The sequence below is a fragment of the Chitinophaga varians genome, assembly GCF_012641275.1.
GTDB lineage: Bacteria > Bacteroidota > Bacteroidia > Chitinophagales > Chitinophagaceae > Chitinophaga > Chitinophaga varians_A.
Map to the genome: position 1 here is coordinate 2,789,859 of NZ_JABAIA010000001.1, position 25,416 is coordinate 2,815,274.

25 protein-coding genes are annotated in these 25,416 nt (G+C 48.8%); 15 read left to right on the forward strand and 10 right to left on the reverse strand.

The genetic code is table 11. From position 1 onward, the window contains the following. Window positions 1–10 precede the first annotated feature (10 nt). The 6 genes from HGH92_RS11385 (at window position 11) to HGH92_RS11410 (ending at window position 5,350) form a co-directional block, all read left to right on the forward strand. Window positions 11–928, forward strand: a complete 918-nt coding sequence (locus HGH92_RS11385) for a retropepsin-like aspartic protease (protein ID WP_168870833.1) — start codon at window positions 11–13, stop codon at window positions 926–928. A 136-nt stretch (window positions 929–1,064) separates the two neighbouring features. Then, on the forward strand, window positions 1,065–2,309 hold the full coding sequence (locus tag HGH92_RS11390) for a M16 family metallopeptidase (RefSeq protein WP_168870834.1): 1,245 nt from the start codon (window positions 1,065–1,067) through the stop codon (window positions 2,307–2,309). Between the two features lie 35 nt (window positions 2,310–2,344). Then, window positions 2,345–3,625 carry a M16 family metallopeptidase gene (locus HGH92_RS11395; protein WP_168870835.1) on the forward strand — a complete coding sequence of 427 codons (1,281 nt, stop codon included), beginning with the start codon at window positions 2,345–2,347 and terminating at the stop codon, window positions 3,623–3,625. Window positions 3,626–3,635: 10 nt separating this feature from the next. After that, window positions 3,636–4,445 (forward strand): class I SAM-dependent methyltransferase, encoded by an 810-nt coding sequence (locus tag HGH92_RS11400; protein ID WP_168870836.1) that lies wholly within the window; start codon window positions 3,636–3,638, stop codon window positions 4,443–4,445. A gap of 3 nt (window positions 4,446–4,448) precedes the next feature. Further along, complete coding sequence (locus tag HGH92_RS11405; protein WP_168870837.1) at window positions 4,449–4,844, forward strand: lysozyme inhibitor LprI family protein; 396 nt, start codon at window positions 4,449–4,451, stop codon at window positions 4,842–4,844. Window positions 4,845–4,945: 101 nt separating this feature from the next. Next, entirely contained in the window at window positions 4,946–5,350 is a 405-nt protein-coding gene (locus HGH92_RS11410; RefSeq protein WP_168870838.1) for a lysozyme inhibitor LprI family protein, read from the forward strand. A gap of 63 nt (window positions 5,351–5,413) precedes the next feature. Here HGH92_RS11410 and HGH92_RS11415 read toward each other — a convergent pair whose 3' ends face one another. After that, window positions 5,414–6,553, reverse strand: coding sequence for a formimidoylglutamase (locus HGH92_RS11415; protein WP_168870839.1), 1,140 nt, complete (start codon window positions 6,551–6,553; stop codon window positions 5,414–5,416). Between the two features lie 116 nt (window positions 6,554–6,669). Further along, entirely contained in the window at window positions 6,670–6,918 is a 249-nt protein-coding gene (locus tag HGH92_RS11420; protein WP_078669652.1) for a hypothetical protein, read from the reverse strand. A gap of 381 nt (window positions 6,919–7,299) precedes the next feature. On the opposite strand from HGH92_RS11420, the gene HGH92_RS11425 reads away from it, so the two are divergent. Continuing rightward, entirely contained in the window at window positions 7,300–8,367 is a 1,068-nt protein-coding gene (locus HGH92_RS11425; protein ID WP_168870840.1) for a glycosyltransferase, read from the forward strand. 112 nt (window positions 8,368–8,479) lie between these two features. On the opposite strand, the gene HGH92_RS11430 is transcribed toward HGH92_RS11425, so the two are convergent. Beyond that, entirely contained in the window at window positions 8,480–8,809 is a 330-nt protein-coding gene (locus tag HGH92_RS11430; protein ID WP_168870841.1) for an arsenate reductase family protein, read from the reverse strand. A gap of 126 nt (window positions 8,810–8,935) precedes the next feature. On the opposite strand from HGH92_RS11430, the gene polA reads away from it, so the two are divergent. The 3 genes from polA (at window position 8,936) to HGH92_RS11445 (ending at window position 13,638) form a co-directional block, all read left to right on the forward strand. Then, complete coding sequence (gene polA / locus HGH92_RS11435; protein WP_247654870.1) at window positions 8,936–11,719, forward strand: DNA polymerase I; 2,784 nt, start codon at window positions 8,936–8,938, stop codon at window positions 11,717–11,719. Between the two features lie 145 nt (window positions 11,720–11,864). Next, window positions 11,865–12,410 carry a GNAT family N-acetyltransferase gene (locus HGH92_RS11440; RefSeq protein ID WP_168870843.1) on the forward strand — a complete coding sequence of 182 codons (546 nt, stop codon included), beginning with the start codon at window positions 11,865–11,867 and terminating at the stop codon, window positions 12,408–12,410. An 85-nt stretch (window positions 12,411–12,495) separates the two neighbouring features. Then, a complete protein-coding gene (locus HGH92_RS11445; protein ID WP_168870844.1) occupies window positions 12,496–13,638 on the forward strand; it encodes an aminopeptidase C in 1,143 nt (380 codons plus the stop codon). Between the two features lie 239 nt (window positions 13,639–13,877). Here HGH92_RS11445 and HGH92_RS11450 read toward each other — a convergent pair whose 3' ends face one another. Then, window positions 13,878–14,267, reverse strand: coding sequence for a hypothetical protein (locus tag HGH92_RS11450; RefSeq protein WP_168870845.1), 390 nt, complete (start codon window positions 14,265–14,267; stop codon window positions 13,878–13,880). A 15-nt stretch (window positions 14,268–14,282) separates the two neighbouring features. After that, the gene (locus HGH92_RS11455; protein ID WP_168870846.1) at window positions 14,283–14,900 is read right to left on the reverse strand and encodes an L-threonylcarbamoyladenylate synthase; all 618 of its coding nucleotides are present in this window, start codon (window positions 14,898–14,900) and stop codon (window positions 14,283–14,285) included. A 170-nt stretch (window positions 14,901–15,070) separates the two neighbouring features. Between HGH92_RS11455 and mtgA the strand changes: the two genes are divergently transcribed. Continuing rightward, window positions 15,071–15,841 (forward strand): monofunctional biosynthetic peptidoglycan transglycosylase, encoded by a 771-nt coding sequence (gene mtgA, locus HGH92_RS11460; protein WP_168870847.1) that lies wholly within the window; start codon window positions 15,071–15,073, stop codon window positions 15,839–15,841. On the opposite strand, the gene HGH92_RS11465 is transcribed toward mtgA, so the two are convergent. From HGH92_RS11465 to HGH92_RS11480, 4 genes are all read right to left on the reverse strand, one after another. Continuing rightward, entirely contained in the window at window positions 15,807–16,328 is a 522-nt protein-coding gene (locus tag HGH92_RS11465; RefSeq protein WP_168870848.1) for an AAA family ATPase, read from the reverse strand. The genes mtgA and HGH92_RS11465 overlap by 35 nt on opposite strands. Then, window positions 16,325–16,948: a nicotinamide riboside transporter PnuC gene (pnuC, locus tag HGH92_RS11470; protein ID WP_168870849.1), complete on the reverse strand. Its 624-nt coding sequence runs from the start codon at window positions 16,946–16,948 to the stop codon at window positions 16,325–16,327. The genes HGH92_RS11465 and pnuC overlap by 4 nt, the downstream gene beginning before the upstream one ends. Window positions 16,949–16,978: 30 nt before the next feature. Then, on the reverse strand, window positions 16,979–18,676 hold the full coding sequence (locus tag HGH92_RS11475; protein ID WP_168870850.1) for a PNGase F N-terminal domain-containing protein: 1,698 nt from the start codon (window positions 18,674–18,676) through the stop codon (window positions 16,979–16,981). Window positions 18,677–18,761: 85 nt separating this feature from the next. Then, window positions 18,762–19,358 carry a NifU family protein gene (locus HGH92_RS11480; RefSeq protein WP_168870851.1) on the reverse strand — a complete coding sequence of 199 codons (597 nt, stop codon included), beginning with the start codon at window positions 19,356–19,358 and terminating at the stop codon, window positions 18,762–18,764. Window positions 19,359–19,511: 153 nt separating this feature from the next. On the opposite strand from HGH92_RS11480, the gene HGH92_RS11485 reads away from it, so the two are divergent. From HGH92_RS11485 to HGH92_RS11500, 4 genes are all read left to right on the forward strand, one after another. Further along, window positions 19,512–20,027 (forward strand): ferritin, encoded by a 516-nt coding sequence (locus HGH92_RS11485; RefSeq protein WP_168870852.1) that lies wholly within the window; start codon window positions 19,512–19,514, stop codon window positions 20,025–20,027. A 54-nt stretch (window positions 20,028–20,081) separates the two neighbouring features. Continuing rightward, entirely contained in the window at window positions 20,082–20,534 is a 453-nt protein-coding gene (locus HGH92_RS11490) for a methylglyoxal synthase (protein WP_168870853.1), read from the forward strand. 83 nt (window positions 20,535–20,617) lie between these two features. Next, window positions 20,618–22,477, forward strand: coding sequence for a mechanosensitive ion channel family protein (locus tag HGH92_RS11495; RefSeq protein ID WP_168870854.1), 1,860 nt, complete (start codon window positions 20,618–20,620; stop codon window positions 22,475–22,477). Window positions 22,478–22,550: 73 nt separating this feature from the next. Beyond that, window positions 22,551–24,092, forward strand: coding sequence for a glycoside hydrolase family 10 protein (locus tag HGH92_RS11500; RefSeq protein ID WP_168870855.1), 1,542 nt, complete (start codon window positions 22,551–22,553; stop codon window positions 24,090–24,092). A 23-nt stretch (window positions 24,093–24,115) separates the two neighbouring features. Here HGH92_RS11500 and HGH92_RS11505 read toward each other — a convergent pair whose 3' ends face one another. Further along, entirely contained in the window at window positions 24,116–25,207 is a 1,092-nt protein-coding gene (locus HGH92_RS11505; RefSeq protein WP_168870856.1) for a hypothetical protein, read from the reverse strand. Between the last annotated feature and the right edge of the window lie 209 nt (window positions 25,208–25,416).

The window sequence follows — 25,416 nt, forward strand, 5'->3', positions numbered from 1 at the left end:
TATTTGCAGCATGTGGCGTACTCTGGTGATAGTAATATGCTGGTGCTGTAATTTATTCCTGCCTGCCTTCGCACAACGAAAAAATGCTGCCCCCGCAGCGGCAGACAACAGCAAACCTGTGGCTGTAATTCCTTTCCGCATGATCGACAAACATGTGGTAATACCGGTGGTGCTCTCCGGCGGTACCGATACCCTGCAGTTTGTTTTTGACAGTGGGGCGGAAGTAACGGTGCTGCATAAACGTGTTTCTGAAAAAATGCGCATCAACAGCGGGCATCAGGCTTTTATGAGCGGTATCAACAATGCCATGGTAAGGACCAATGTGGTAACTCTCAACGCTTTGTACCTGAAGGGGTTACGAATTCCTTACGTGGAAGCCTATCTCGAAAATCTTGATAACCTCGGAGACAGTATCGACGGAGTGATCGGTGTGGCCCTGCTGAAACTGTATATCGTGAAAATCGATTACCGGCAACAACAACTGGTACTGTACCGTAACGGTAAAACGCCCATCGGCAATACCGGGAGACTGCTCCATTTTCAGCTCAACTATTCCACACCGGTAATAGATGCCGCTATCACCATGCCGGACGGCCGTTATCTTCCGGGCCATTACCACATCACCACCGGTGGCGACTATGGCATCCTGTTCAACTGGCCCTATGTGGATGCCAATCGTATCAACAGTCTACCTACGCTGAACACAGACAGGGTGCAGGATATGGTCAGAGTGTTGTACTATATCAACAGCAACATCCCGTCATTGCAGCTCGGTGGAAAAACAATGGCCAATGTGCCTGTCAGCTACTGCAAAGACATCAATGACGTGGGCGTGTTCACTGAGATTGCCGGCTCTATTGGTTATGATATCTGGAAACAATTCACCATCACGATAAACTACGAAAAGAAGGAAGTATACCTGGAATGACCGCTGACATGGTATTACAGGCTGTACACGTCCCTCAAAATCCATCCTGACAATGGAAAACCCAAACCCTAATTTTAATTCCTAATACGTAATTAGTCCTTTTACCCTATTTTTACTTCTATACGAATATTACATTATGATTCATTATAATAAATTTACATTAGCTAATGGGTTGCGGGTTGTGGTACATGAAGACCATACTACGCCCATGGCTGTATTAAACGTACTGTACGACGTAGGCGCCAGGGACGAGAACCCGGAACAGACCGGTTTTGCCCACTTGTTTGAACACCTGATGTTTGGCGGCTCTGTCAACATTCCCGAGTATGATGAGCCCCTGCAGATGGCAGGAGGAGAGAACAACGCCTATACGACCAGCGATCTTACCAATTACTACATACAGCTGCCGGCAGAAAACATTGAAACTGCTTTCTGGCTGGAAAGTGACCGGATGCTTTCACTGGCCTTCAGTGAAAAAAGCCTCGATGTACAACGCAAAGTAGTATCAGAAGAGTTTAAGGAACACTACATCAACAAACCCTATGGCGATGTATGGCACAAAATGAGGGAGCTGGCCTACACCACCCACCCTTACCGCTGGATGACCATCGGGAAAGAACTGTCACACATAGAAAATGCCAGGCTGGAAGATGTAAAAGCCTTCTTCTTTAAGTTTTACCGGCCTGTCAATGCCATCCTTTCCGTGGCGGGCAACATTACAACGGAACAGGTGAAAACACTGGCAGAGAAATGGTTTGGCGATATCCCTTCCGGAGAAAAATACCATCGTAACCTGCCCGTTGAACCGCCGCAGACAGCTGCGCATAAACTGGAAGTAAAAGCCAATGTGCCGCTGGACGCGCTGTACAAATGTTATCATATGTACCCCCGTTCAGACAAACGTTACTATGCTGCTGATCTCGTCTCCGATATCCTCGGTGGCGGCAGCTCTTCCCGTTTGCACCAGGTGCTGGTAAAAGAGAAAAAGCTCTTCAGTAATATCGACTGTTACCATTTTGGCAGCCTCGACGCAGGCCTGCTTACCATCGAAGGCAAACTGGTGAAAGGCGTGAAAATGAAAGATGCCGAAAAAGCTATCCAGACAGAACTGGAAAAACTACAGGCGGAAGTGATTGCCGACCGCGAACTGCAAAAGGTGAAAAACCGTGTGGAGAGCCTGCTGGCATTTGAAGACATGAGCCTGCTCAATCGCGCCAACAACCTGGCCTTTTATGAGCTGCTCGGTGATGCCGGTTTGATGAATAAAGAGTTTGAAAACTATGAAGTGGTGACAGCAGAAGATATTCACCGGGAAGCCAAACTGCTTTTCGATGAAAAAAATGCCAATACCATTTACTATTACGCCGAAAATCAGGGATAAACCACATCTCAGTCACACGGTATAAATGAGACTATATGAACAGAACAATTCCTCCTCCCATTAAAGACGCTGTGGAGTTTGATATAAAGCTGAAGCCCTACGAGAAATTCACGTTGGACAATGGTATTCCCGTTTATGCGATTAAATCGGAAGAACAGGAAACCCTGCAGCTGGAACTGGTGTTCCCCGCCGGTTCATGGTATGAAAGCGAAAGCCTGGAAGCCCTGGCTACCAACTTCCTCATGAAAAACGGGACCAGCAAACGCACCGCCCTCGAAATCAACGAGGCCATCGATTATCATGGCGCCTACCTTAACCGGAATGCATATCATGAAAATGCCACCTTCACGCTGCACTGCCTGTCCAAACATACGGAAGTGCTGCTGCCGGTGTTGCAGGACGTTATCCTCGATCCTGTTTTTCCGGAAGAAGAATTACAGCTCTACAAACAAAACCAGAAACAGAAGCTGGCCGTCAATCTCCAGAAATGTGATTTTGTGGCCAACCGCTTTATCGATAAATACCTGTTTGGTGAATTCCATCCTTACGGCCGCGTGAGCAGCATGATGGCCTATGATGCATTACAGGCAGAAACGCTGCGTGCTTTCTATCAGAAGCATTATACGTACAACAACTGCCGCATTTTTGTAGCGGGCAATATGCCTGGCAACATGCTGGCACTGTTGAATCAATACTTCGGCAGCACCCGCTGGAACGGCGAGTCCAGCCTGCTCAGGCCGGAACTGCCGGTACAACCGGCAGAGGAAAAGAAATTCCGCATTTTCAATGATGAAAATGGCGTGCAGGGCGCTATCCGTATTGGTCGTCCTTTTCCGAACCGCTATCATCCGGACTTCCCTAAAATGCTGGTGCTCAACACCATCCTGGGCGGCTACTTTGGCTCCAGGCTGATGAGCAATATCCGGGAAGAAAAAGGGTATACGTATGGCATCTATTCCCAGCTGTACAACTTCCGGCAGGTGAGCGCGCTCAACATCCAGACCGAAGCCGGCAGGGATGTGTGCGAAGCCACCATCGAAGAAGTGTACAATGAGCTGCGCAGGCTGCAGAACGAGCCGGTGCCACAGGAAGAACTGGACCTTGTGCGCAACTACATGATCGGCTCTATCCTCGGCGACCTGGACGGCGCCTTCCAGCTGATACAACGCTGGAAAAACCTGATCCTCAACGATCTGGACGAAAACTATTTCTACAACAATATTCAGACGATCAAGAATATCACTGCAGAAGAATTACAGCAACTCGCCAAACAATATCTCACCCCCGGCGATTTCTATGAACTGGTGGTAATTTGACGTGATAATCATGCAAGACGAACAACATTACCTGGCAGCCAATAAAGCACTCTGGAATAAGCGTACAGCCGTACACGTTACTTCTTCTTTTTATGATGTGCCGGCTTTTCTGGAGGGACGCAGCTCACTCAATAGTATTGAGCTGGCGTTGCTGGGCGATGTCCGGGGAAAGCGCATCCTGCACCTGCAATGCCATTTCGGGCAGGACACGCTTTCCCTGGCGCGCATGGGCGCCGATGTGACCGGCGTGGACCTCTCTGACGCGGCCATTGCCCAGGCCAATACCCTGACCGCGCAACTGGGCCTTCAGGACCAGGCAAAATTTATCTGCTGCGATGTGTACAGCCTCCCTGCACAGTTGCAGGACAGCTTCGATATCGTGTTCACTTCTTACGGCACCATCGGCTGGCTGCCCGACATGGACAAATGGGCCGGGGTAGTGCAGCATTTTCTGAAACCGGGCGGAGTCTTTGTCATGGCCGAATTCCATCCGGTGGTATGGATGTTCGATGAACAGTTTACCCGCGTGCAGTACGATTATTTCAATACGGAAACGATTGTGGAAAACAACAATGACACCTATACAGACGCGGAAGACAACGCAGATGTAAAAGGTGTTGCCTATTCCTGGAACCATCCGCTGGGCGAAGTCTTCAGCTCCTTGCTGGCACAGGGCTTACAGCTACAGGTATTTCAGGAGTTTGACTATTCGCCGTACAATTGTTTTCAGAACACCACCGGTGAAAACGGACATTTTCAGATCAAAGGCATGGAAGGAAAGCTACCCATGGTATATGCATTCAAATTCCTTAAACCTTAACATATGAAATCAATTGTCATTACCCTGTTGATCGTGGCTGGCAGCCTCACCGGGATGGCCCAGTCCCAATCGGACATGAACAAACAGGCAGGGCAGGAGTACAAAGAGGCCGATAAGAAACTGAATACTGTATACCAGGAGATCCTGAAGAAATACGCGGCCAATAAGACGTTCATCTCCAATTTCAAGGAAGCGCAAAGACTTTGGGTACAACTGCGTGATGCCCAGCTGAAAGCAATGTACCCCGAACCTGCCAAAACCTATGGCAGCATGTTCCCGGTATGTAAATCCAATTATCTCACCGAGCTGACCAACCAGCGTACAGATGCTATCCGGGTGTGGCTTAATGGCCTGCCTCCGGGCGAAACCTGCACCGGCTCTGTTGGCGCTACTGAATAGCGCCAATCGGCTATGGAGACGGAGGTCATTCCCGATCCTTAATATTTATATAATATAAATTACATATTATTTTTTGTATATTTGGCGTAACCACAGCGCCTATGAGACTCCCTATCCTGATCCTGGCAGTATTCCTGTGTGGTAATGCCTATTCCCAGTCCCGCCAGGCGGCACTGGACACACTGGAAAACCGTTATCAACGCTGCCTTTCTACCAGCAACAGCTACGGCTGCGCACTCGTATATTACAAGCAGCTCGACAGCCTCCTGCACAGCACATTACAGCGCCTTTACAGCCAGATTGAGCCCAACAGGCTACATACCCTTCAGATAGAACAAGGTGCCTGGGAAGAGAAGAAAGATGCGTATTTCCGTAAGATAGACGAGCGGGTGGAGAAGATGCATAAAAGCACCATGGATGGACTGGACGATGACATGATCTCTACAGACAACAAAGCCGCTTATGTGAAAGAGCGTGTCACCGCTCTTCTGGATTTAGATATTTAGTTATTTGGGTATTTGATCATTTAGGAAACCTCTTTAATGGTCAAATACCCAAATGAAAAAATATCACAATCTCTCCTGGTGACGCAGCCAGCGTTCCGGCATTTCATTATTGCTGGCCAGCAGGTAGTCGTTATACGCACAGGGCACAAACTCCTGGTCGGGGAGTTGCATCCACCAGCGGCCGGTACGTTTGCTTTTCAGGAAAACGGTTTCTATATCGGAGAAGGCTATATGAAATTCCCAGAAGGCGTCGCGGTCGTCCAGCAGTGCCTCTTTATTTTTGACGGAGCGGCCGTCCATAAAATACCACATCATCTGAGCGATCTGGCGGGCTGTCAGCTGTTCCTTGTCTTTTTCCGGCCGGTAGCCATAAATACCGAAAGACGACAGACGGCTGCTCATACCTGCATAACGGGCAAGGGAACAGGCTTCCTCGCCGCTGAACCCGTTAGGGGAGAGGTTATTGGCCGGCGCATCTGTATGCCGGATGATATTGATATCGAGACTGAATAAATCAGAGTGGCGCAGCACCGGTTCCGCTTCTTCCATATTCTCACGGATACGGCCTAAACGAAAACAATCAAAACGCAGTTTGTCCAGCGTCTCTAACATGCGCGGATGTACGAAATAACTCTGGAAGCCCAGATGGTTATAGTGACGGAGATAATTGGGCTGTTCAGTGAGGATGTCCATCAGGTACCTTTCGCTGCGGAGGGAGGACTCTTCCTGCAGGTCGATCAGGGCATCGGCCACAGTGGCCTCGATGATCAGCTGATGGGCCGCATATGCTTTGTACTGGGGATAGGTAAGATCATGAGAGCCGCCCAGGATGAGCACCGTTTTATTAGCCTGCACCAGTTCACCCACCACTGTTTTCATAGCAGCATATGCATCGGCAAGAAAAGCGCCGGAACGCAGGTTGCCCACGTCCGCCACTTTGATATCACGGTGCCAGTTGTAGAGTTTAAAAAACTCCCGCCGGATGGCATCAGGACCACTGGTACCCGTTTTCCCGCTGGCGCTGCCCCTTTCTTCGCCCACTCCCAGCAATACAATATCAGCAGCATCCAGGTCCGGATGATGCTCTTCCTCATAAACATCTGCTACACCTCCGATCTGGAAAGCGTCATACTCCTGATCATCGTTCAGAAAAGCTTTGGAAACAGGCTGCAAAAAATCCTGCAGGTGCGAAAAATCTGCCATCACTTAGTTGGGTTTGTTTGACGGCAAACGTACAACAAGAATTTAAAAAAAATACATCCATGAAGCAGATAAGCAGCGGGTAATGCTACTGTACCGAAAATGCTAATGTACGACTGTTAGTTGCGGTGAATGATGAACTCAAAAGGCTTGTGAGCTTTACGTGAAATTGCCTTCTCCAGCACCGATCTTTTGCTGGTAATTCTGCTTTTGTTGCAATCTACTACTTCCATTACTGCGCACAGATAATCCATGGTTTCAATTAAAGACAACATCTCACTGATTTGCCTTACAGCAGACTGTATCTGCTGCTCTGTGTACCTATCTTCATGTAGCAGGATCAATAAATCTCTATCTACCGGTTTCATGAAAAAAATTTTGACTGTTTCCCCGAATAATTGTTTGGCCAGGTTTTCATGGGATAATCCAAAAAAAGATAAGGTAAAAATCGTTTTAATGTTGTGCCAGATGTGCCTTTTAGTGCATTCGTTTTTTGTTCATAGTGGGACAACCGCAATCATTCTTCTTAAACACTTTGCAACCTGTCATCGTTAAACTTCCACAAAGAAAAAAGATCACCATCCATTTAAGCCTTTTCATAATGCTATTTAATATACTTCCGGTTAAATATAAATCCTTCCCAAATTAGTTTACCTTTTCTTAACAATCACCCTTTGTAATTTAAGCTAAATTCGCAAAAAAATTCAATTTATTTGTCCACAATCCAGCCTCCCGTAAAAATTTTAACAGTGCCTCTGGACTGGGGCCTGGGACACGCCACCCGCGACATTCCGCTCATCTATGAAATGCTAAACGCAGGCGCTCAGGTTTTTATTGCTGCCGAAGGCAAACATGCCGCACTGCTGAAACAGGAATTCCCGGAAATCACCATTTTACCGCTGCCGGGATACCGCATCCAGTACGCGCAAAAAGGTAAGTTCTTCGGAATGAAGATCATACAACAGATTCCCAAAATATACAAGGCGGTGAAATATGAGCAGCGGTGGCTCAAAAAGATCGTAAAAGAATACCAGATCAACGCCGTTATCTCTGATAACCGCTTCGGACTATACCAAAAAGACATTCCCACCGTATTCATCACCCATCAGCTCCTGATCAAAACACCCTTTGGTGGCTGGATAGAGCGTACATTACAGAAAATCAACTATAACTTCATCCGTAAATACAGCGCCTGCTGGATTCCGGACTTCGCCGGCGACAATAACCTCTCCGGAGAACTGGCCCATCCGGCAAAACTCCCGCCCAACACCACGTACATAGGCTGTCTCAGCCGTTTTGAACCACAACCGGACGTTCAAAGGAAATACGATCTCCTGGTGCTTATTTCAGGGCCGGAACCCCAGCGCACCAACCTGGAAAAGCTGGTGCTGGACCAGGTAAAGGACCTCTCCCTGAAAGCCCTGATCGTCAGCGGCAAACCGGGCACCCACTACCACGAAGAAGTAGCTCCCGGCGTAATACACGTTAACCATCTGGACGCCAAAGCGTTAAACGAAGCCATGCTTGCATCTGACATGGTGCTGAGCCGCTCCGGCTACACCACCCTGATGGACCTCGTCAAACTCAACAAAAAAGCGATCCTGGTACCTACGCCTGGCCAGTCCGAACAGGTATATCTCGGTGAATATCTCATGGAAAAGGGGTATTTCTATTCTGTCGCGCAGGAAAAATTCAACCTGAAAACAGCGCTGGAAGAGGTTTCCCGCTTCCCGTTCAAATCTTTCCAGCATGAGCAGGACATGTCGCTTTACAAAGATGTGGTCAAACAGTTTGTCCAAAAACTTCAACAACCGTAAAGAAGCCAAACGGGAAAAAAGAAACATCCGCATTTTTCCCGTTCAACTCCCATCTCAGCACATCCTCTTCGCCCATCAGGCGAACCAGGAATAATCATGTACTTCCCGGATGTTACATATTCTTCACTTCGGCCCCGATATAAATCCGGTCTCCGGCAATGCCTACCGGCCTTTTCAGGAAAGAATACTCTTCCAGTATCAGGTCGCGGTAATCTTTCTCCGTGAGGGTTTTCTCATGAAGCCCCATAGGCCTGTATTTCTGTGACCTGCGGCTGAAAAGGGCCTCATAGCTGCCAGACAGGGCATGCATCTCGTCCAGCTGCGCGGGCGTGATTTTTTCCGTTTTGATGTCCTGCAATTCAATTCCTCTTTCTTTGGCTTTTATTTCCTCCAGAATTTTTTTGCAGGTATTGCAGGTCGACAAATGATATATCTTATTCATATGCTACTATATTTCCGGTTTAAAAATACAATCTGAACGTATATTGTGGTACTATCTTAATTTTGTGCATTCAAATTAATTCTTGTAGGTTTAGTGATGCAAAAGAAATTATTTTTATTAGACGCTATGGCCTTGATTTACAGGGCTTACTACGCGTTAATCAGAAATCCCAGGCTTACCAGCACCGGTCGCAATACCAATGCCCAATTTGGTTTTACCACCACCTTGCTGGACCTTATCAATAAGGAAAAACCTACCCATCTGGCCGTTGCGTTTGACACGCATGCGCCTACCGAACGCCATACCACTTTCACCGACTATAAAGCCAATCGTGAAGATGCTCCGGAAGACCTGCTGGACGCGCTCCCGGATATTAAACGGATCATTGAGGGATTTAATATCCCGGTAGTGGAACTGGACGGTTATGAAGCTGACGACGTGATCGGCACACTCGCCTGGCAGGCCGCTGACGCAGGCTATACCGTATACATGGTAACGCCCGATAAAGACTATGGCCAGCTGGTGAAAGAAAACGTATTCATCTACAAACCGCCATACATGGGCAGCAAGGAAGAAATTCTGGGCCCTAAAGAGGTATGTGAAAAATGGCAGATCAAAGACGTACACCAGGTAATAGATATCCTCGGCCTGATGGGCGATGCAGTGGACAATATCCCCGGTATCGCCGGCGTAGGTGAAAAAACAGCCATGAAACTGCTGGCCCAGTATGAAACACTGGAAAACGTACTGGCCAATGCAGACGCCATCGGCGGCAAGATGGGAGAGAAGATCAAAGCAGGCCACGAAAATGCCCTGTTGTCCAAAGAACTCGCCACTATCATCACCAACGTGCCGGTGACTTTCCACGAAGAAGATTTTTCCCTGACAGGCATCCATAAAGAAAAACTCACCGAGATCTTTACCGAACTGGAATTTAAAACCCTCGGTAAACGAGTGCTGGGAGATAGTTTTACCATGGCCGGCGGCACACCCGAACCTGCTAAAGGCAAAGTGGTACAAACCGATCTTTTCGGACAAGCCGTGGAAACGGCCGTGGCGGAAGAACCTGCCGAAGCTGCCGCCTTCCTCGCGCCCGACAAAAATATTCACAATACGCCGCACAACTATGTGCTGATAGATACGCCGGAAAAACGGGCAGCCCTGCTGGCGGACCTTTTGCAACAAAAAGAGATCGCCTTCGATACCGAAACAACCGGTACCGACGCCAATGAAGCCGATATCGTGGGCATGAGCTTCGCCTATAAAAATGCCGAAGCCTACTACATTCCCCTGCCGGCCGATTACGACGCAGCACGTGCCATCCTGCACGAGTTCAAATCCCTCTTTGAACACCCGTCTATCACGCTGGTAGGACAGAACATCAAATACGACATGCTGGTGCTGAAATGGTACGGACTGGAAGTAACGACACCGCTGTTCGACACTATGCTGGCCCATTACCTTATTGAGCCGGAAGGCCGCAGGAGCATGGACGCGCTGAGCGCCCAATACCTACAATACGAACCGGTGGCCATCGAAACCCTGATCGGCAAAAAAGGAAAAGGGCAAGGCAATATGCGGGACGTGGAAGTGGAAAAAATCAAGGAATATGCCGCAGAAGACGCCGACATCACCCTGCAGCTGAAACATACCTTCCAGCCCATGCTGCCGGAAAAAGCAGTGGAGAAAGTATTTTACGACGTGGAAAACCCACTGGTGAAAGTACTGACCGATATGGAGTTTGAAGGCGTGCGTATTGACACCATGGCATTGGCCGATTACTCCCGTGAGCTGGAAACAGAAATAAAACGCGCAGAAGAAAGCGTATATGAACAAGCCGGCGTACGGTTCAAACTGGCTTCCCCCAAACAATTGGGCGAAGTGCTGTTTGAAAAACTACAGCTGGACCCCAAAGCGAAAAAGACCAGAACAGGTCAATATGCCACCGGTGAAGACGTGCTGCAGAAGCTGGCCAACAAACACAAGATCGTGGACGACATCCTGATTTTCCGCGAGCTGAGCAAGTTGAAATCAACTTACGTAGATGCGTTGCCGTTAATGATCAACAAACGGACCAACCGCGTGCATACCTCCTATAATCAGGCTGTAGCAGTAACCGGCCGTTTGAGCTCCAATAACCCCAACCTCCAGAATATCCCTATCCGGACAGACAGGGGGCGGGAAGTGAGAAAGGCTTTTGTGCCCCGCAATGAAGAGTTTGTGCTGCTGTCTGCCGACTATTCACAGATAGAACTGCGCATCATCGCGGCCATTGCCCAGGATGAACAGATGATGGACGCCTTCCGTCAGAAAATAGATATCCACGCGGCCACAGCGGCTAAAGTGTACAATGTTCCGCTGGACGCCGTGACCGCAGATATGCGCCGGAACGCGAAAAGCGTGAACTTCGGTATCATCTACGGCGTGAGCGCCTTCGGTTTGTCTGAAAACCTGGGCATCGCCAGAAGTGAAGCCAAAACACTGATCGATAACTATTTCGCGCAGTATACGTCCATCAAAAAATACATGGACGACCAGGTAAAATTTGCGCAGACTAACGGCTACGTACAAACGAAACTTGGACGTAAAAGATGGCTGAAAGACATCAACTCTTCCAATGCGGTAGTACGTGGTTATGCGGAAAGGAACGCGATCAATATGCCTATCCAGGGCACGGCCGCAGATATGATCAAACTGGCCATGATCGCGATACACAAGGCCTTTAAGGAAAGGAACCTGAAATCCAGGATGATCCTGCAGGTGCATGACGAATTGGTTTTTGACGCCCATCGCTCTGAATTAGACATTATTAAACCCCTGATATTGGATTGTATGCGTAATGCACTGCCATTGGACGTTCCCGTTGAAGCTGAAATGGGAATCGGTGAAAACTGGCTGCAGGCGCACTAATTTAATTTGCACATTTTTTCATTTTGATATTTAACTATTGCATGCGGAAGAAGCTGTTTACCCCCGGCATTCCCGATAGTTAAATATCAAAATGAAAAAATACCAAATGGTTGTATTTCCCAAAACAGTTTACTAGTTTCAAAACATGATCCAAACTCCTCGACTACAATTGTTGCCATGCACACTGCAGCATTTTGAGTCGCTATTACAGGGCAATGATACACTGGCCGAACTCCTCGGGATTGCGGTCCCGGAAGGGTGGACAGAATATCCCGAAATGGTGCTGGTAGCATATGATAAATTACGCAACGACCCTTCCATGCTGGGATGGTTTTTTTACCTCGTTATTCACCGGGAAGACAAACGCCTGATAGGCGCCGGCGGATTCAAAGGCAAACCCAATCACCAGGGGCTCGTTGAAATGGGCTATGAAATCACTGCAGATTACCGTGAGCAGGGCCTCGGCTCTGAAATGGCGCAGGCGCTCGTACGCTTCGCTTTCGGGCACTCCTACGTACAAAAAGTAATCGCCCATACAGAAGAAGAATATAACGCCTCTGTTAAAATATTACAAAAATCCGGAATGCGATTCGTGGGCGCTGTCAAAAACAGGGAGAACGAAGATCTCTGGGAATGGGAGATCACGAGAGAACAATATCTGGAACAACAAAAAACTGTACAAAAACCGTAGCACAGCTCCGTTCATCCATCTTTTTCAGGGAAGAATACCCCGATTCCCTTATTTTTGGCCCTTGTCTAAAACCTGTCTTAACAACATGAAGAAATGGATGATCAGCGCTGCCATGCTGTGCAGCACTGCTGTATTTGCGCAAACGAGCACTAATGTAGAAGGTAGTCGTTACCAGTTTTCCGTTATTAAAAATATGGACGCAGGAGATGTACAAAACCAGGGCCGCACCGGTACCTGCTGGTCTTTCTCCGGCCTGTCCTTTTTTGAATCTGAACTGCTCCGCGGCGGTAAGGCCAAAGGCCTCAACCTGAGCGAAATGTTCGTTGTCCGTAAAATGTACCCGCTGAAAGCTGCCAACTATGTAAGAATGCATGGTAAAGCTAATTTCGGCGAAGGCGGCGGCTTCCCTGATGATCTGCTGTGCCTGCGTGAATACGGCCTGGTACCCCAGTCCGTTTACGATGGCAACAAAGGCAAAATGTACAACCACGCTGAAATGGAAGGCCTGCTGGAAGGCATGGTGAAAACCATCGGTGAAGCCAATGGTACCGTTAACCCGAACTGGCAGAAAGCATTTGACGGCGTACTGAACGCCTATATGGGCGATGCACCGGAAAAATTCCAGTATAACGGTAAATCCTATACGCCGCAGTCCTTCGCTAAAGAACTGGGCCTCAACGCAGATGATTATGTCCTGATCTCTTCTTTCACCCACCATCCGTACAACAGCCAGTTTGTGCTGGAAGTACCGGACAACTGGAACTGGGAAAAAGTATACAACGTAACCCTGGAGGACTTTACCCGCATCGCGGAAACCGCTGTTACCAACGGTTATACCCTCGCATGGGCCGCTGACGTAAGCGAAAAAGGCTTCAACTTCAAAGAAGGCCTCGCCATCGTGCCAGACAAAGACTGGACTGATATGTCAGCCGAAGAAAAGAAAAACATGTTCCTCGAACCGATAAAGGAAAAAACCATTACCCCGGAAGTACGCCAGCTCGCCTTCGATAACTTCGAAACACAAGACGACCATGGCATGCACATCGTTGGTATCGTAAAAGACCAGAACGGTAATAAATACTTCCGCGTGAAAAACTCCTGGGGTACTGAAAACTTCGGTCAGGGCTATTTCTACGCCTCTATGCCGTACTTCGCTTATAAAACCACCAGCTTCATGGTGAATAAAAAAGCATTGCCGGCCGACATCGCGAAAAAATTAAAAATCTAATTTTACGGGCAACTAACACCCGCCGACAACATAAAAAAAGCCGCTTCTCCCGGGAGAATCGGCTTTTTTTATGTCCGGACAAATTACCTGTCCCGTCCTTATAAAATCGTTCCGATATAGGTCAAAATATCTCCCAAAATCATCTTTTAGGATCGACCCAACTTATTTGACTTAGTCAAATACAGATATTTGATTATGTCAAATATATATTTATAAAATATTGATTAATAATTTACAGATCAATGTTTCCCTTCCTGTTGCTGTGTCAACTGATAACTTCCCAGCCGCAATTTCACCGGAATGCCGGTCTGTTTCTGCCAGCTCCATTCTTTTTTACAGAAGAAACCAAAATGCTGGTCATAATACGCATGGCTGGCCATCATATATACGGGGTAAGCAGGAAGGGAAGACGGGGCACCGGACGACTTCCGGTTATTAAAATTAAAAGAGGTGAGGGGCAGACCAGGAGAGGTACCTGCTTTCGTAAAAGTGCCGAATGGCACATACCCCGCTGTTTTTGCTGTATCGGAAAAAAGACGATGAGGCAGCGGCGGTGTTTTTTCAGACACCACCTGGGCCCGTAGGGTTACAGGCCCTGTCATCAGACAGCCAATTATCCACCATTTCATCTTCATAAAATATGATCAGCTAATCGCTTCATAACTACCGATGCCTTCACGCACCAGTTCAGGCTCCGGACCGGTACAATCCACCACCGTGGAAAAGCCCATCCCGCCAGGGCCACCATCCACCACGATATCCACTACCTTACCGAACTTCTCATAGATGATCTCCGGGTCCGTATATTCTTCCACGTAATGGTCCACGGGCAGCGTGGTGCTCATCAGCGGATTATCCAGCTCATGTACGATCGTCCGGCAAATATTATTGTCCGGCACCCTGATACCCACAGTGTCTTTTTTTGTCTTTAACAACTTCGGCACCATCTTGCTGGCAGGCAGGATAAAAGTGTAGGGGCCAGGCAGCGCTTTCTTCAACATCCTGAATACCGGCGTGTCCACGCTTTTAGCATAGTCCGACAAATGGCTCAGGTCATAACAGATAAATGAAAACTGCGCCTTTTTGGGATCGATCTGTTTAATACGGGCAATACGTTCTATCGCCTTATGCTGGGTAATATCACAACCCAATCCGTAAACGGTATCCGTAGGATAGATAATAATCCCTCCATCCTTCAGACATTCGACGATCGTTTTTATATGACGGGGATTTGGATTGTCCGGGTGAACATTTAACAGCATAGTATCATAAATTAAGTGAAAGTAACAATGATGACAACATGCACAACAACCGTGCTGCTAGTGTAAAATTACCAAATAAAATCCTCACTGTAAGTTAATATGCAATTCGTAATTCATAATTCCACAATTACTTCCTATCTTTCAGCCCGATTTTTCCAAACCTACGCGGAATGAAGTTAAAAGGCATTGTCCCCAGAACGTGGAGGAGATTGAAGCGGATATTGCTGGTCCTGTTTGTCGCACAATTTGTATATATCATCCTGTTACGATGGGTCAATCCGCCTATCACCATCACTATGATCTCCAGCTGGTTCAGCCTCTGGGGCACCGATAAACACCTGCAAAAATCCTGGGTCAGCTACGATGAAATATCCCAACACGCCAAACTGGCCGTCATCGCCAGCGAAGACCAGTTGTTCCCCGACCATGACGGCTTCGACTATAAGTCGATCGAAAAGGCAATGAAACACAACGAAGCCAGCAAAAAAATAAGAGGTGCCAGTACTATCAGCCAACAGGTGGCTAAAAACGTCTTCCTCTGGCAGGGCCGGAGCTGGGTACGCAAGGGCCTGGAAGTATACTTCACTTTTATGATCGAAAAAATCTGGGGCAAACAGCGCATATTGGAAGTATACCTTAATGTGGCCCAGACCGGCGATGGAATCTTTGGCGTTGAAGCAGCCTCACAGGCATATTATCATAAAAACGCCGCCAGTCTGAACCGGGAAGAAGCCGCCATGATAGCGGCCTGCCTTCCTAATCCGGTAAAATATACGGTGAACCCGCCGGCCAGGATCACCGCCTGGAGACAGCGCAAAATCCTGGTACAAATGCGCAACCTCGCGCCCGATCCGGATATTATGGAACTCGTTTCCGGTGTGAAGAAAACGGAAACCGAGAAGAATACTACTCCGCCAGCAGGCGATTCACAGCCTCAATAGCCAGCGCTTCCCGCTGTTCATAACCACCCCGTATATCCGTCCAGGTTACACCGGACTGCATCACGATGTCCCTGTACACCTGGTAGAAATAATGACGCATCTCAGGGTCAGGATATTCGCGCTGGGGATCTTCTTCCCAGGGCAGGTCAATATAGGTAAGCAGATAATGATCGCACCGCTGGTTTGCAATAGCGCTCAGGATACGGGGATCGCAATCCTGGTATTTATGTTCGCTCCATACTTTGATCACATACAGATCGGTATCACATATAAACAGGTCTTTGGCTTTGGCCGCTGCTTTCTGTTCCATCATCATCTGTCCGTAGGAAATGTTCAGCAGATCTTCCTGTTCATAAGGCCGTCCCAGCTCCTCCAGATACTGCCGGGCATATTCCGGCGCCCAGGTGGTATTAAAATGCGCTGCCAGCGTGGCGCTGAGCGTGCTTTTGCCTGTAGACTCAGGCCCTATGACGACTACTTTTTTCATGAATGGGAAGTTTCCTGTTGCAGCACAGCCTTACGCCAGCTGAAATATCCGAAGATAGCAATGATAAACAAAAAGATGGTCAACAGTGCAGTCAGGTACAGGTGTTTGTAGAAGAGCAGTGGCACCGCCACAAAATTGGAGATGTTCAGCAATATCCAGTTTTCCACTTTCCGTTTGGCCAATAGCCACATGCCGCCACAGGCTGTGGCAGAAATAAAGGCGTCCATCACCGGTACATTGGAATCGGAGAAGTTGACCAGCAGCACATAAAAAACGGCCCATCCCGCCAGGGCGATGAAGATCGCCGTAGCCAGCTCCCGTGGGCTGCTACGGCTGATCTTCACTTCCGGTTTGGCCGGACCCTGACGGGCCCAGTATAACCATCCGTAAACACTCATTACCAGATAATAGGCGTTGAGCGTGGCGTCTGCATAAAGTTTAAAATGTTCTCTCGAAAGAAGGTAGGTATAGATGCCGGTGCTGATAATACCGGTGGGATATACCAGTATATTGTTTTTCTTCTGAAAGATGACCGACAATACAGCAAACAGTACTGCAATAGCTTCGAGCCATGTCATTCCATGCAAGCCGTTTTGCAGTCCCGTTATAAATTCATTCATACAACAAATGTAAGTATTGCAGTTGATGGATTATTTTTTCCGTGTACCCATTAACGTGCCTGACACATCCCAGAAGCTCTGGCTGGTACCGGCCGGGGCGCCCTGCGGGATAGCCACTTTAATGGTATGCTGTCCTGGTCCAAGGTCTGGCAGGGAAATAAATACCGGTGAAGTGAGCGTGCCGGGGCACCAGTTGGAGCGGCTCAGGTCTGAGGAAGACAATCCGTTGCCGAAGTTGCCGGATGCCGGGTTAGACAGGCGGTAAGTGCCACAGTCCGTACGCCAGGGAATAAAATGATACCCCCTTTTTCCGTCAACGAATATTTCATTCTGTTTAGGGTTGAACTCATCGCCGCCGCCCCAGCCACCATGGCCGGTAGTGATATAACGCAACTGGAGGTTATGCACTCCTTCAGGAATGTTGACGGTCACTGTCAGTGAATCTTTATCGAAAAGGGTAGGGTATTCCTGTCCGGCCATTTCCATCAGATTGGTCGTATTAAAAACAGGGTAGGTCCAATCCGGCTTGTTGCTGTTGTCATCTTCACCGTCGCCGGGATAGTATTTGAAGCGCAGGCTTACCTTATGGCCGCCTTTATCGTAGTTACCGATGTAAACGCCCAGCCACACTTCGCCCTGCAAGCGGTTTTGCAGTTCGGTGATATCCTGTTTGTACATCACGGAATCCGCCCAGTGATACCCTTTGATCTTCACCTGGTCATTGAAGTGGTGGACCCCAAAAGGAGTGAAGAAGCGCAGTATTTCCAGTGCCGGCAGATAGTTGTCTGTAGCCACCATGCCCTGGTATTGTTTGCCGTTTTTGCCGGTGAATGCCGGTAGTGCGGCAGCGCCTTTGCGAAGGCCGTCCAGGAAAGAACCGGCTTTATCTGTAGGGACCATAAACACGGAACCCGTGCGGTCATAGGCGTCACCGTTAGAATACTGTACCAGTTCAGCGAACATGGTTTCCCCTTTTTGGGGAGCAGGAAGTTTTACTTTTTTTAAGATGACGGTACCGCCGGCGTAGCGGTAAGTCACGCCAGTCTGGTCATCTGCGGGGTTTGCGATATTGTTGCCCCAGCTGATTTGTTCCTGGTCAAACACCGGCAGGGTAGTATAACGGCTTTCTATTACTTCGCGCATATAGGCCGCATCATCTACCTGCTGGCCCTGTTGGGCCGGCCATGCCAGTTCTGCCGTGGTAATTTTGCGGTATTCGATTTTTTTGGCGATCGTTTCACTGTTGCCATTGCGGACTACTTTGAGCACCAGTCCGAGTCCCGGGGCAACGGTCAGGTTAGGCGTGCCTTTGAGGGCGAGCTGATTAGTATACCATACTTCAATGGTGTTGGAGCGGATAAAGAGCCTGGCTTTCCGGCATACCAGTCCGAGGATGGTGTCTGTACCAGGCAGCAGCTCCGGCTGTACATATTCCGTGAAAGGTTTCTTTAGCGTATAGATGTTCCCGTTAGGAGTGCCAAGTACCTGGAGGGTGGCTTTTTCGCCCAGTTCCAGGTATTGTTGTTCTTTGGCTGCGGGGCCACCGGGAACGATATGTGCCCTGTTGTGGTCGATGAACAGTTGCAGGCCGTTGCCTACCTCTTTTCCGTTGCTGCGCATCCCGTAGGTAATAACGGCGGCGGCGCTGTCGGTGCTTTTTTTCTTCTGTGCCTGTACCGGCTGGGCTGCAATGGCCATGCCGGTCAACAAAACCAGTAATCCTTTCATTGTCGCTATATCTGTCTTAAAAAATAAAAAAGCACAGCCACTAAGACTGTGCTTCATTTAACACTATCATTCACTCAACTATGGCTTATTCAGCTTCTGCCACTACTTCCTTCACTTCCGGTATCATACGCTTCATCATGCCTTCGATGCCGGCTTTGAGCGTAATCATGGAAGAGGGGCAGCCTGAACAGGAACCCTGTAACATCAGTGTAACCGTACCGGCTTCGTAGTTTTTGAACTGAATGGCGCCGCCATCCATTTCTACCGCAGGTTTCACGTAGTTTTCCAACAGTTCCTTGATTCTTTTTACCACGTCGCTGTCATCTGCGCTAACGGCGTTGCTGGCGGTGTCTTTGGTCACTACCACTTCGTCTTCGTTGATAACAGGTCGGTTATCCTCCAGGTATTCCTTCAGGAAGGCTTTTACGGTGGGGATTATATCGTCCCAGTCTGTTTCACTGGTTTTGGTAAGCGTAATGAAATTGGCCATAATGAACACGCCCCTGATGAAAGGGAAGCTGAACAGTTCTATCGCCAATGGTGATGGTTTAGCGCTGGCCTCATCCGGAAAATCGATGCTCTTGCCTGGATACAACAGTTTGTTGGCCACAAACTTCATTGTTTCCGGGTTGGGCGTCATTTCCGTATATATGCTGATGATCGGATTTCCTGTTTTAATCATTTTATCCTAATTTACCTGACAAAGGTAGCACTTTCCGGGCAGAATTTTTGCCCGCAGAAAGGGAAACCTCATCGAATTTTACAATAACGTTATAAGCGGCAACAATATCCTTCCCCTAACGCCGTCCCCTAAATCAAATTAAAATTTAAGGTCATGTTATTGAAAGAACTTTCTCCCAAAATCCTGGCTGCGCTCAACCAACAGGTGGAAATGGAGGCAGCCTCCTCCCAGTATTACCTCGCTATGGCCTCTTGGGCCGAAGTACAGGGCTACAACGGCACCGCACAGTTCCTCTATCGCCATTCCGACGAAGAACGGACGCACATGCTGAAACTACTGAAATACATCAATGAGAGAGGCGCCCACGGCCTGGTGCCCGCACTGAAGCAGCCCGAGCACCAGTTCAAAAACATCCAGGCCGTTTTTGACCTCGTATTTAAACACGAGCTGGCAGTATCCAAAGAAATCAATAACCTGGTGGACCTCTGCCTGTTTGAAAAAGATTATGCCACGCACAATTTCATGCAATGGTATGTAACTGAACAGATTGAAGAGGAACGTATGGCCCGGCATATCCTTGATAAGCTGAAGCTCATCGGTGAAGACAAAGGCGGTCTTTACATCTTTGACCGTGATCTGGCGACGCTGGACACAGCCGACAAGTACTGATATTATTAAATTTTACATTTATTTTTTTCAGGCGGCTTAGTACTTTTGCAGCATATGCAGACAATCAAAACGCTGAAAGCACGCAAAAGGATCGCCCTGATTGCACACGACCACAAAAAGGCCGAACTGATAGAATGGGCGACCTACAACAAAACGGTACTGAGCCGCCATGAACTGTACGCTACCGGCACCACCGGCAAACTGATCGAGGAAGCACTGGACGTTTCCGTGAGAAAGTTGCTGAGCGGTCCGCTGGGCGGCGACCAGCAGATTGGTGCCCTCGTTGCGGAAGGCGCACTTGACGTGATCATCTTCTTCTGGGACCCCATGGAAGCCCTGCCTCATGATCCGGACATCAAAGCTCTGCTGCGGCTTGGCGTGGTATGGAACATCCCGGTGGCCTGTAACCGCGCTTCTGCCGACTTCCTGCTGACATCCCCGCTGATGCACCAGGACTATGAAGTAATCCTGCCTGACTATAGCCAGTACCTGAAACGGAAAGTGTAGTCCCACCTTTTAAATTCCCCGTTTTTATGCTCTGCAGCGATGCTGCGCCGGGAAATTTCCGTACTTTGATAGAAAGCTTCGGAATGAGACCGTTTTTTCCCATTTTATTAACCATCCTCACTATACACTTTCAGAGCCTGGCCCAAGACAGCAGCAAAGTATCACAGGACTCTACCGCCAACGCACAACTCATTGCTACCACCCGGCTGCTTCGGGAAAGCGACTCTCTGATCAAAGCAGATGCCGCTGCCAAAGCCTCACTGGAAGAGCAAATCCTCCAGCTGAGCAACAGCAGCAACCAACGGAAAAAAGAACTGGAACAACAACTCGCCAATATCGAACAAACCGACTCCCTGAAGAAAGCCCGGCAACGGGAACGCATACTCCAGATGAAAGCCATTTCCCAGGGGATACCCGTAGCGCCCTTCGGCGACACCCTGTTCCGTGTATATAATAAACTGGGCCCGTTCAAACCCAGCGACCGCGCCGCCAATATCTCCCGTAAACTGCAACTGATAGAGAAAGATCCGTTCTATTCACCGGACTCCATCATCGTAGTGCCCAACGAAAACAATATTGACGTAGCCTACAACGACCTGATCATCCAGACCATCACAGATGACGATGCGCTCTGGCTGGACCAGGACAAGGCACAGGTGGCCGCCGGATATGCGGCGATCATCCGCAAAGCCATCAGGGAACAAAAAGCACAGCACAGCGTTCAGTATATCCTGGTGCGCCTTGGCTGGCTGTTGCTGATACTGGTGGTGCTGGGCGTTATCATTTTCGGGATCAACCGCATGTTCAGAGCGCTTCGCAGAAGACTCGTCCGCGAAAAAGACCGGTACGTCAAAGGCGTGAAAGTAAAAAACTATGCCCTGCTGAATCAGCAGAAACAGCTCGGCATCATTTACAGCGCGCTCGGCATTGCACGCGTTGTGCTTATCCTGTTGGTCTTATACCTTACCCTGCCGCTGATTTTCGGCATCTTTCCATGGACCAGGGGTATCGCAGACAAGCTGACAGACTGGACCTTGTCGCCCGTCAAAGCAATCCTGTCGGGCGTTTTCCATTATCTGCCCAAACTGCTTACCATCCTGGTGATATATGTGGTAACGCGGCTGCTCGTTAAACTGGTCAACTATCTCGCCAGTGAAATAGCCTGCGGCAACCTGAAAATAAACGGCTTTTATACAGACTGGGCCTTGCCCACGGCCAGCGGCATCAAATTCCTGCTGTATGCGTTTATGTTCGTTGTCATCTTCCCTTATCTGCCCGGGTCCGATTCCAAGGTGTTCCAGGGCGTGTCCGTTTTCCTGGGCATCCTTTTCTCGCTGGGGTCATCGTCCGCCATTTCCAATGTAGTAGCGGGCTTCGTGATCACTTACATGCGCCCTTTTAAAATAGGGGACCGTATCCGGCTTGGAGAGATTACCGGCGACGTGATAGAAAAGAACCTGCTGGTGACCCGTTTACGCACCACCAAAAACGAAGAGATCACTGTGCCCAATGCCAGTATCCTCAACGGACATACTGTTAACTTCACCTCCTCCAGCAAGGACCTTGGACTGATCCTGCACACAACTGTCACTATTGGATATGACGTTCCATGGAAGCAGGTGCATGCGCTGCTTGTCCGCGCAGCCCTGGCCACAGATGGTATTCAAAAAGACCGTGAACCTTTTGTCTTGCAGACCGCGCTCAACGATTTTTCTGTTGCCTATGAAATCAATGCCTATACTGAGGAGTCTCACCGGATGAATGAAATCTATTCCCGGCTAAACCAGCAGATACAGGACCATTTCAATGAAGCCGGCGTAGAAATCATGTCGCCGCAATACCATGCGCACCGCGACGGGAACGCCTCTACCATTCCCCCTTCCTATATGCCGGGAAATTATGAGCCTCCTGCCTTTAAAGTAAAAGTGGACAATAAGCCATAAGAATCATCTAATTAAGCAAGCAAACAGGCTTCCTTTTTGCTATTTTCGCATCTTACGGTTTAAAGTAAGGCAGATGTTGAAGCAGTTATTAGCCGGTGTGGCCCTTTGTGCGGGCCTCACACAACAGGTATGGGCGCAGTTGCCGCCCAAAAGGGAAATGCGCGGGGTATGGATCGCTACAGTGGAAAATATTGACTGGCCTTCCAAACGCGGTTTACCAACAGAACAACAAAAACAGGAGTTTATAGATCTGCTCAATCAGATGCAGCGCAATGGCATGAATACAGTCGTAGCACAGGTACGTCCTGCAACTGACGCATTCTATGCCTCCCCGTACGAGCCCTGGTCCGAATACCTGACCGGCATCCAGGGACAGGCGCCCAATCCTTACTATGACCCGCTTCAATTCATGATTGAAGAAACACATAAACGGGGCATGGAATTCCACGCCTGGTTCAATCCCTACAGAGCTGTATTCAACGCAAGCCGCAGCAGCGTGGCCGCCAATCATATCACCCGCCTGAAACCGCAATGGTTCCTCACTTATGACAATAAAAAGTACTTCGACCCGGGTATTCCGGAAGTACGGAACTATGTGACCATGGTAGTACGGGACGTAGTGAAAAGATATGATATCGATGCGGTACACTTCGACGACTATTTTTATCCTTACCGGGTGCCTGGCAAAGAATTTCCGGACAATGTTTCCTACCGCCTGTACGGCAACGGGATGATGAAAGATGACTGGCGCAGGGCCAATGTGGACGCCATCATCGAAATGCTCAGTGTGGCCATCAAAGCAGAAAAGCCCTGGGTGAAATTCGGTATCAGTCCGTTTGGCGTGTGGCGCGATCGCAGCAGAGACCCCGAAGGATCTTACACACATGGCGGCATGACCAACTATGACGACCTGTACGCCGATATTTTAAAATGGCTGAAAAAAGGCTGGATAGATTACGCCGCACCACAGTTGTATTGGGAACGCGGCCATCGTCTGGCAGACTATGAAGTGCTGCTCAACTGGTGGAGCCAGCATGGCTATGGCCGGCAGATATATATCGGGCATGGCGTGTACCGCCTCGGCAGCAACCCCGCCTGGAAAAATCCGCGGGAACTGCCTATGCAGATTGAAGAATCCAGAACACTTAATACTATACAAGGCAGCATCTTCTACAGCGCCAAATCTTTCCGCGGCAACCCGTTGGGCATCGAAGACTCGCTGCGCAACCACTATTACAAATACCCGGCGCTGCGCCCCGTCATGGCATGGCTGCCTAATACCACGCCTGACCCGCCATACTTCATCGATGCCTTCGAAAGGCCCGGTGGACTGGAGATCCACTGGACAGATGACGATACCAGCGGCCGTACCAAACAATATGTGCTGTACCGTTTTGAAGCCAACGAGCCAATTAACGCTACCGACCCTACGAAAATTCTGGCCATACTGCCTCAATCATCTGACCCGGAATACAAAGACCAGACTTATGTAAAAGGCAAGACCTATACATACGTAGTCACCGCGCTGGACCGGCTTCAAAATGAGAGCCACCTCAGCGAGCCACTACGGATGGAAATCAAAAACGGTAAAACGACTTTTATCTTTGAACCCTGACAGATAGGGGACAGGCGCGTGTATTAAAAAATAAACGCGCCTGTTTCCATGTCGATAGCGGTGGCATCAGGACTTACCTTCAGGGCAGGAAATGCATCAGCGCTGACCATATGCCCGCTGCCGGATGCTATCATGGCGCCCAGTACGCCCCCCAGTACAGCACCCACAACTGCCGAGCGACTACGGTCACGGCTGTCTTTAAGATAACGGGAAAGCACATACCCATAGTTCAACCGCTCCAGCTGGACCAGCTTTCCATCCAGATAACGAAACACGTTGCCATCTTTCACAATAGCCCAGCAGGATCTGACCCGTCCTTTCCGGCCATCCGCCGTTGTGCCGATGATATCAACCCATTCATATTCGTATTCCCCTTTTTTGATTTCAAACTGTGTGAGGCCGGGAGCGTTTTTCCGGAATTCCTCAAAATTTTGATATACCCCGTCTTTCATTTGCGGCGCTGTTAAAGCCGGCATTTGTCTTCTTTGCAGGTGACGCTGAATAATATCGGTTTTAGTAAGCGACACATCAGATTTTTCCGGCGCTTTCTGCAGCAGTTCCATAAAAGCACTGGCAATAAACTGGTGATGTTTCTTTGTCAATCCTATCCCCCTGTTTAGTTTGGCTTCGTCCATGGCATACAGCCGTTTGTAAGTCTGTCCGTCTGTTGAACCATAGGCAGTGGCCTTCAGGCGGATAAACGCTTTTTCACCTACGCTGCCTGGTTGTTCCCCGATCCGCAGATCATCCACTATCCATAGTAGTTTGGTCCCCTCCGCCGTATACAGATGAGAAAATGCATTTTCAACGAATTCAGACAGGTAGGCTGTCATTTCTTTATCAGGGGAGGCGTGCATCCAGCGGGAGCCGAGTGATATGAAGCCGAGATATGCTGTATCCCAGGTGGCGTTGACCACTTCAATGCCACTGATTTTTTGCGGCAGTTTATCGGCCGTCAGTAGTTTTTCTTTTCCCAGTGTGATAATTCCTTTGCCCAGATCAATCTGCTGTTGGGATTTTGCCGGAGTTATCTCATCGGTGGGATATTGTGCCATAGCGGCCATTCCCCAGACGGTTAACACTGCCGAAAGCAGCAGCGCTTGTTTTGTTGACATTATATTATATATGAATGATAGATATAGGTCGCTGTTAATGATAATTCCCCGAAATTAATCAAAAGCAGCTATCATCACGCTTAATCATTTTAGTCCCCCTGGTTGACAATCCTCCTGCAACCTGCCGCCCGGAATCCAGGCCCCATCGCAGTCATTTTTCTATAAATTCTAACAATAAGGGACATAATTTTATTTTTTTCTAAATTTTT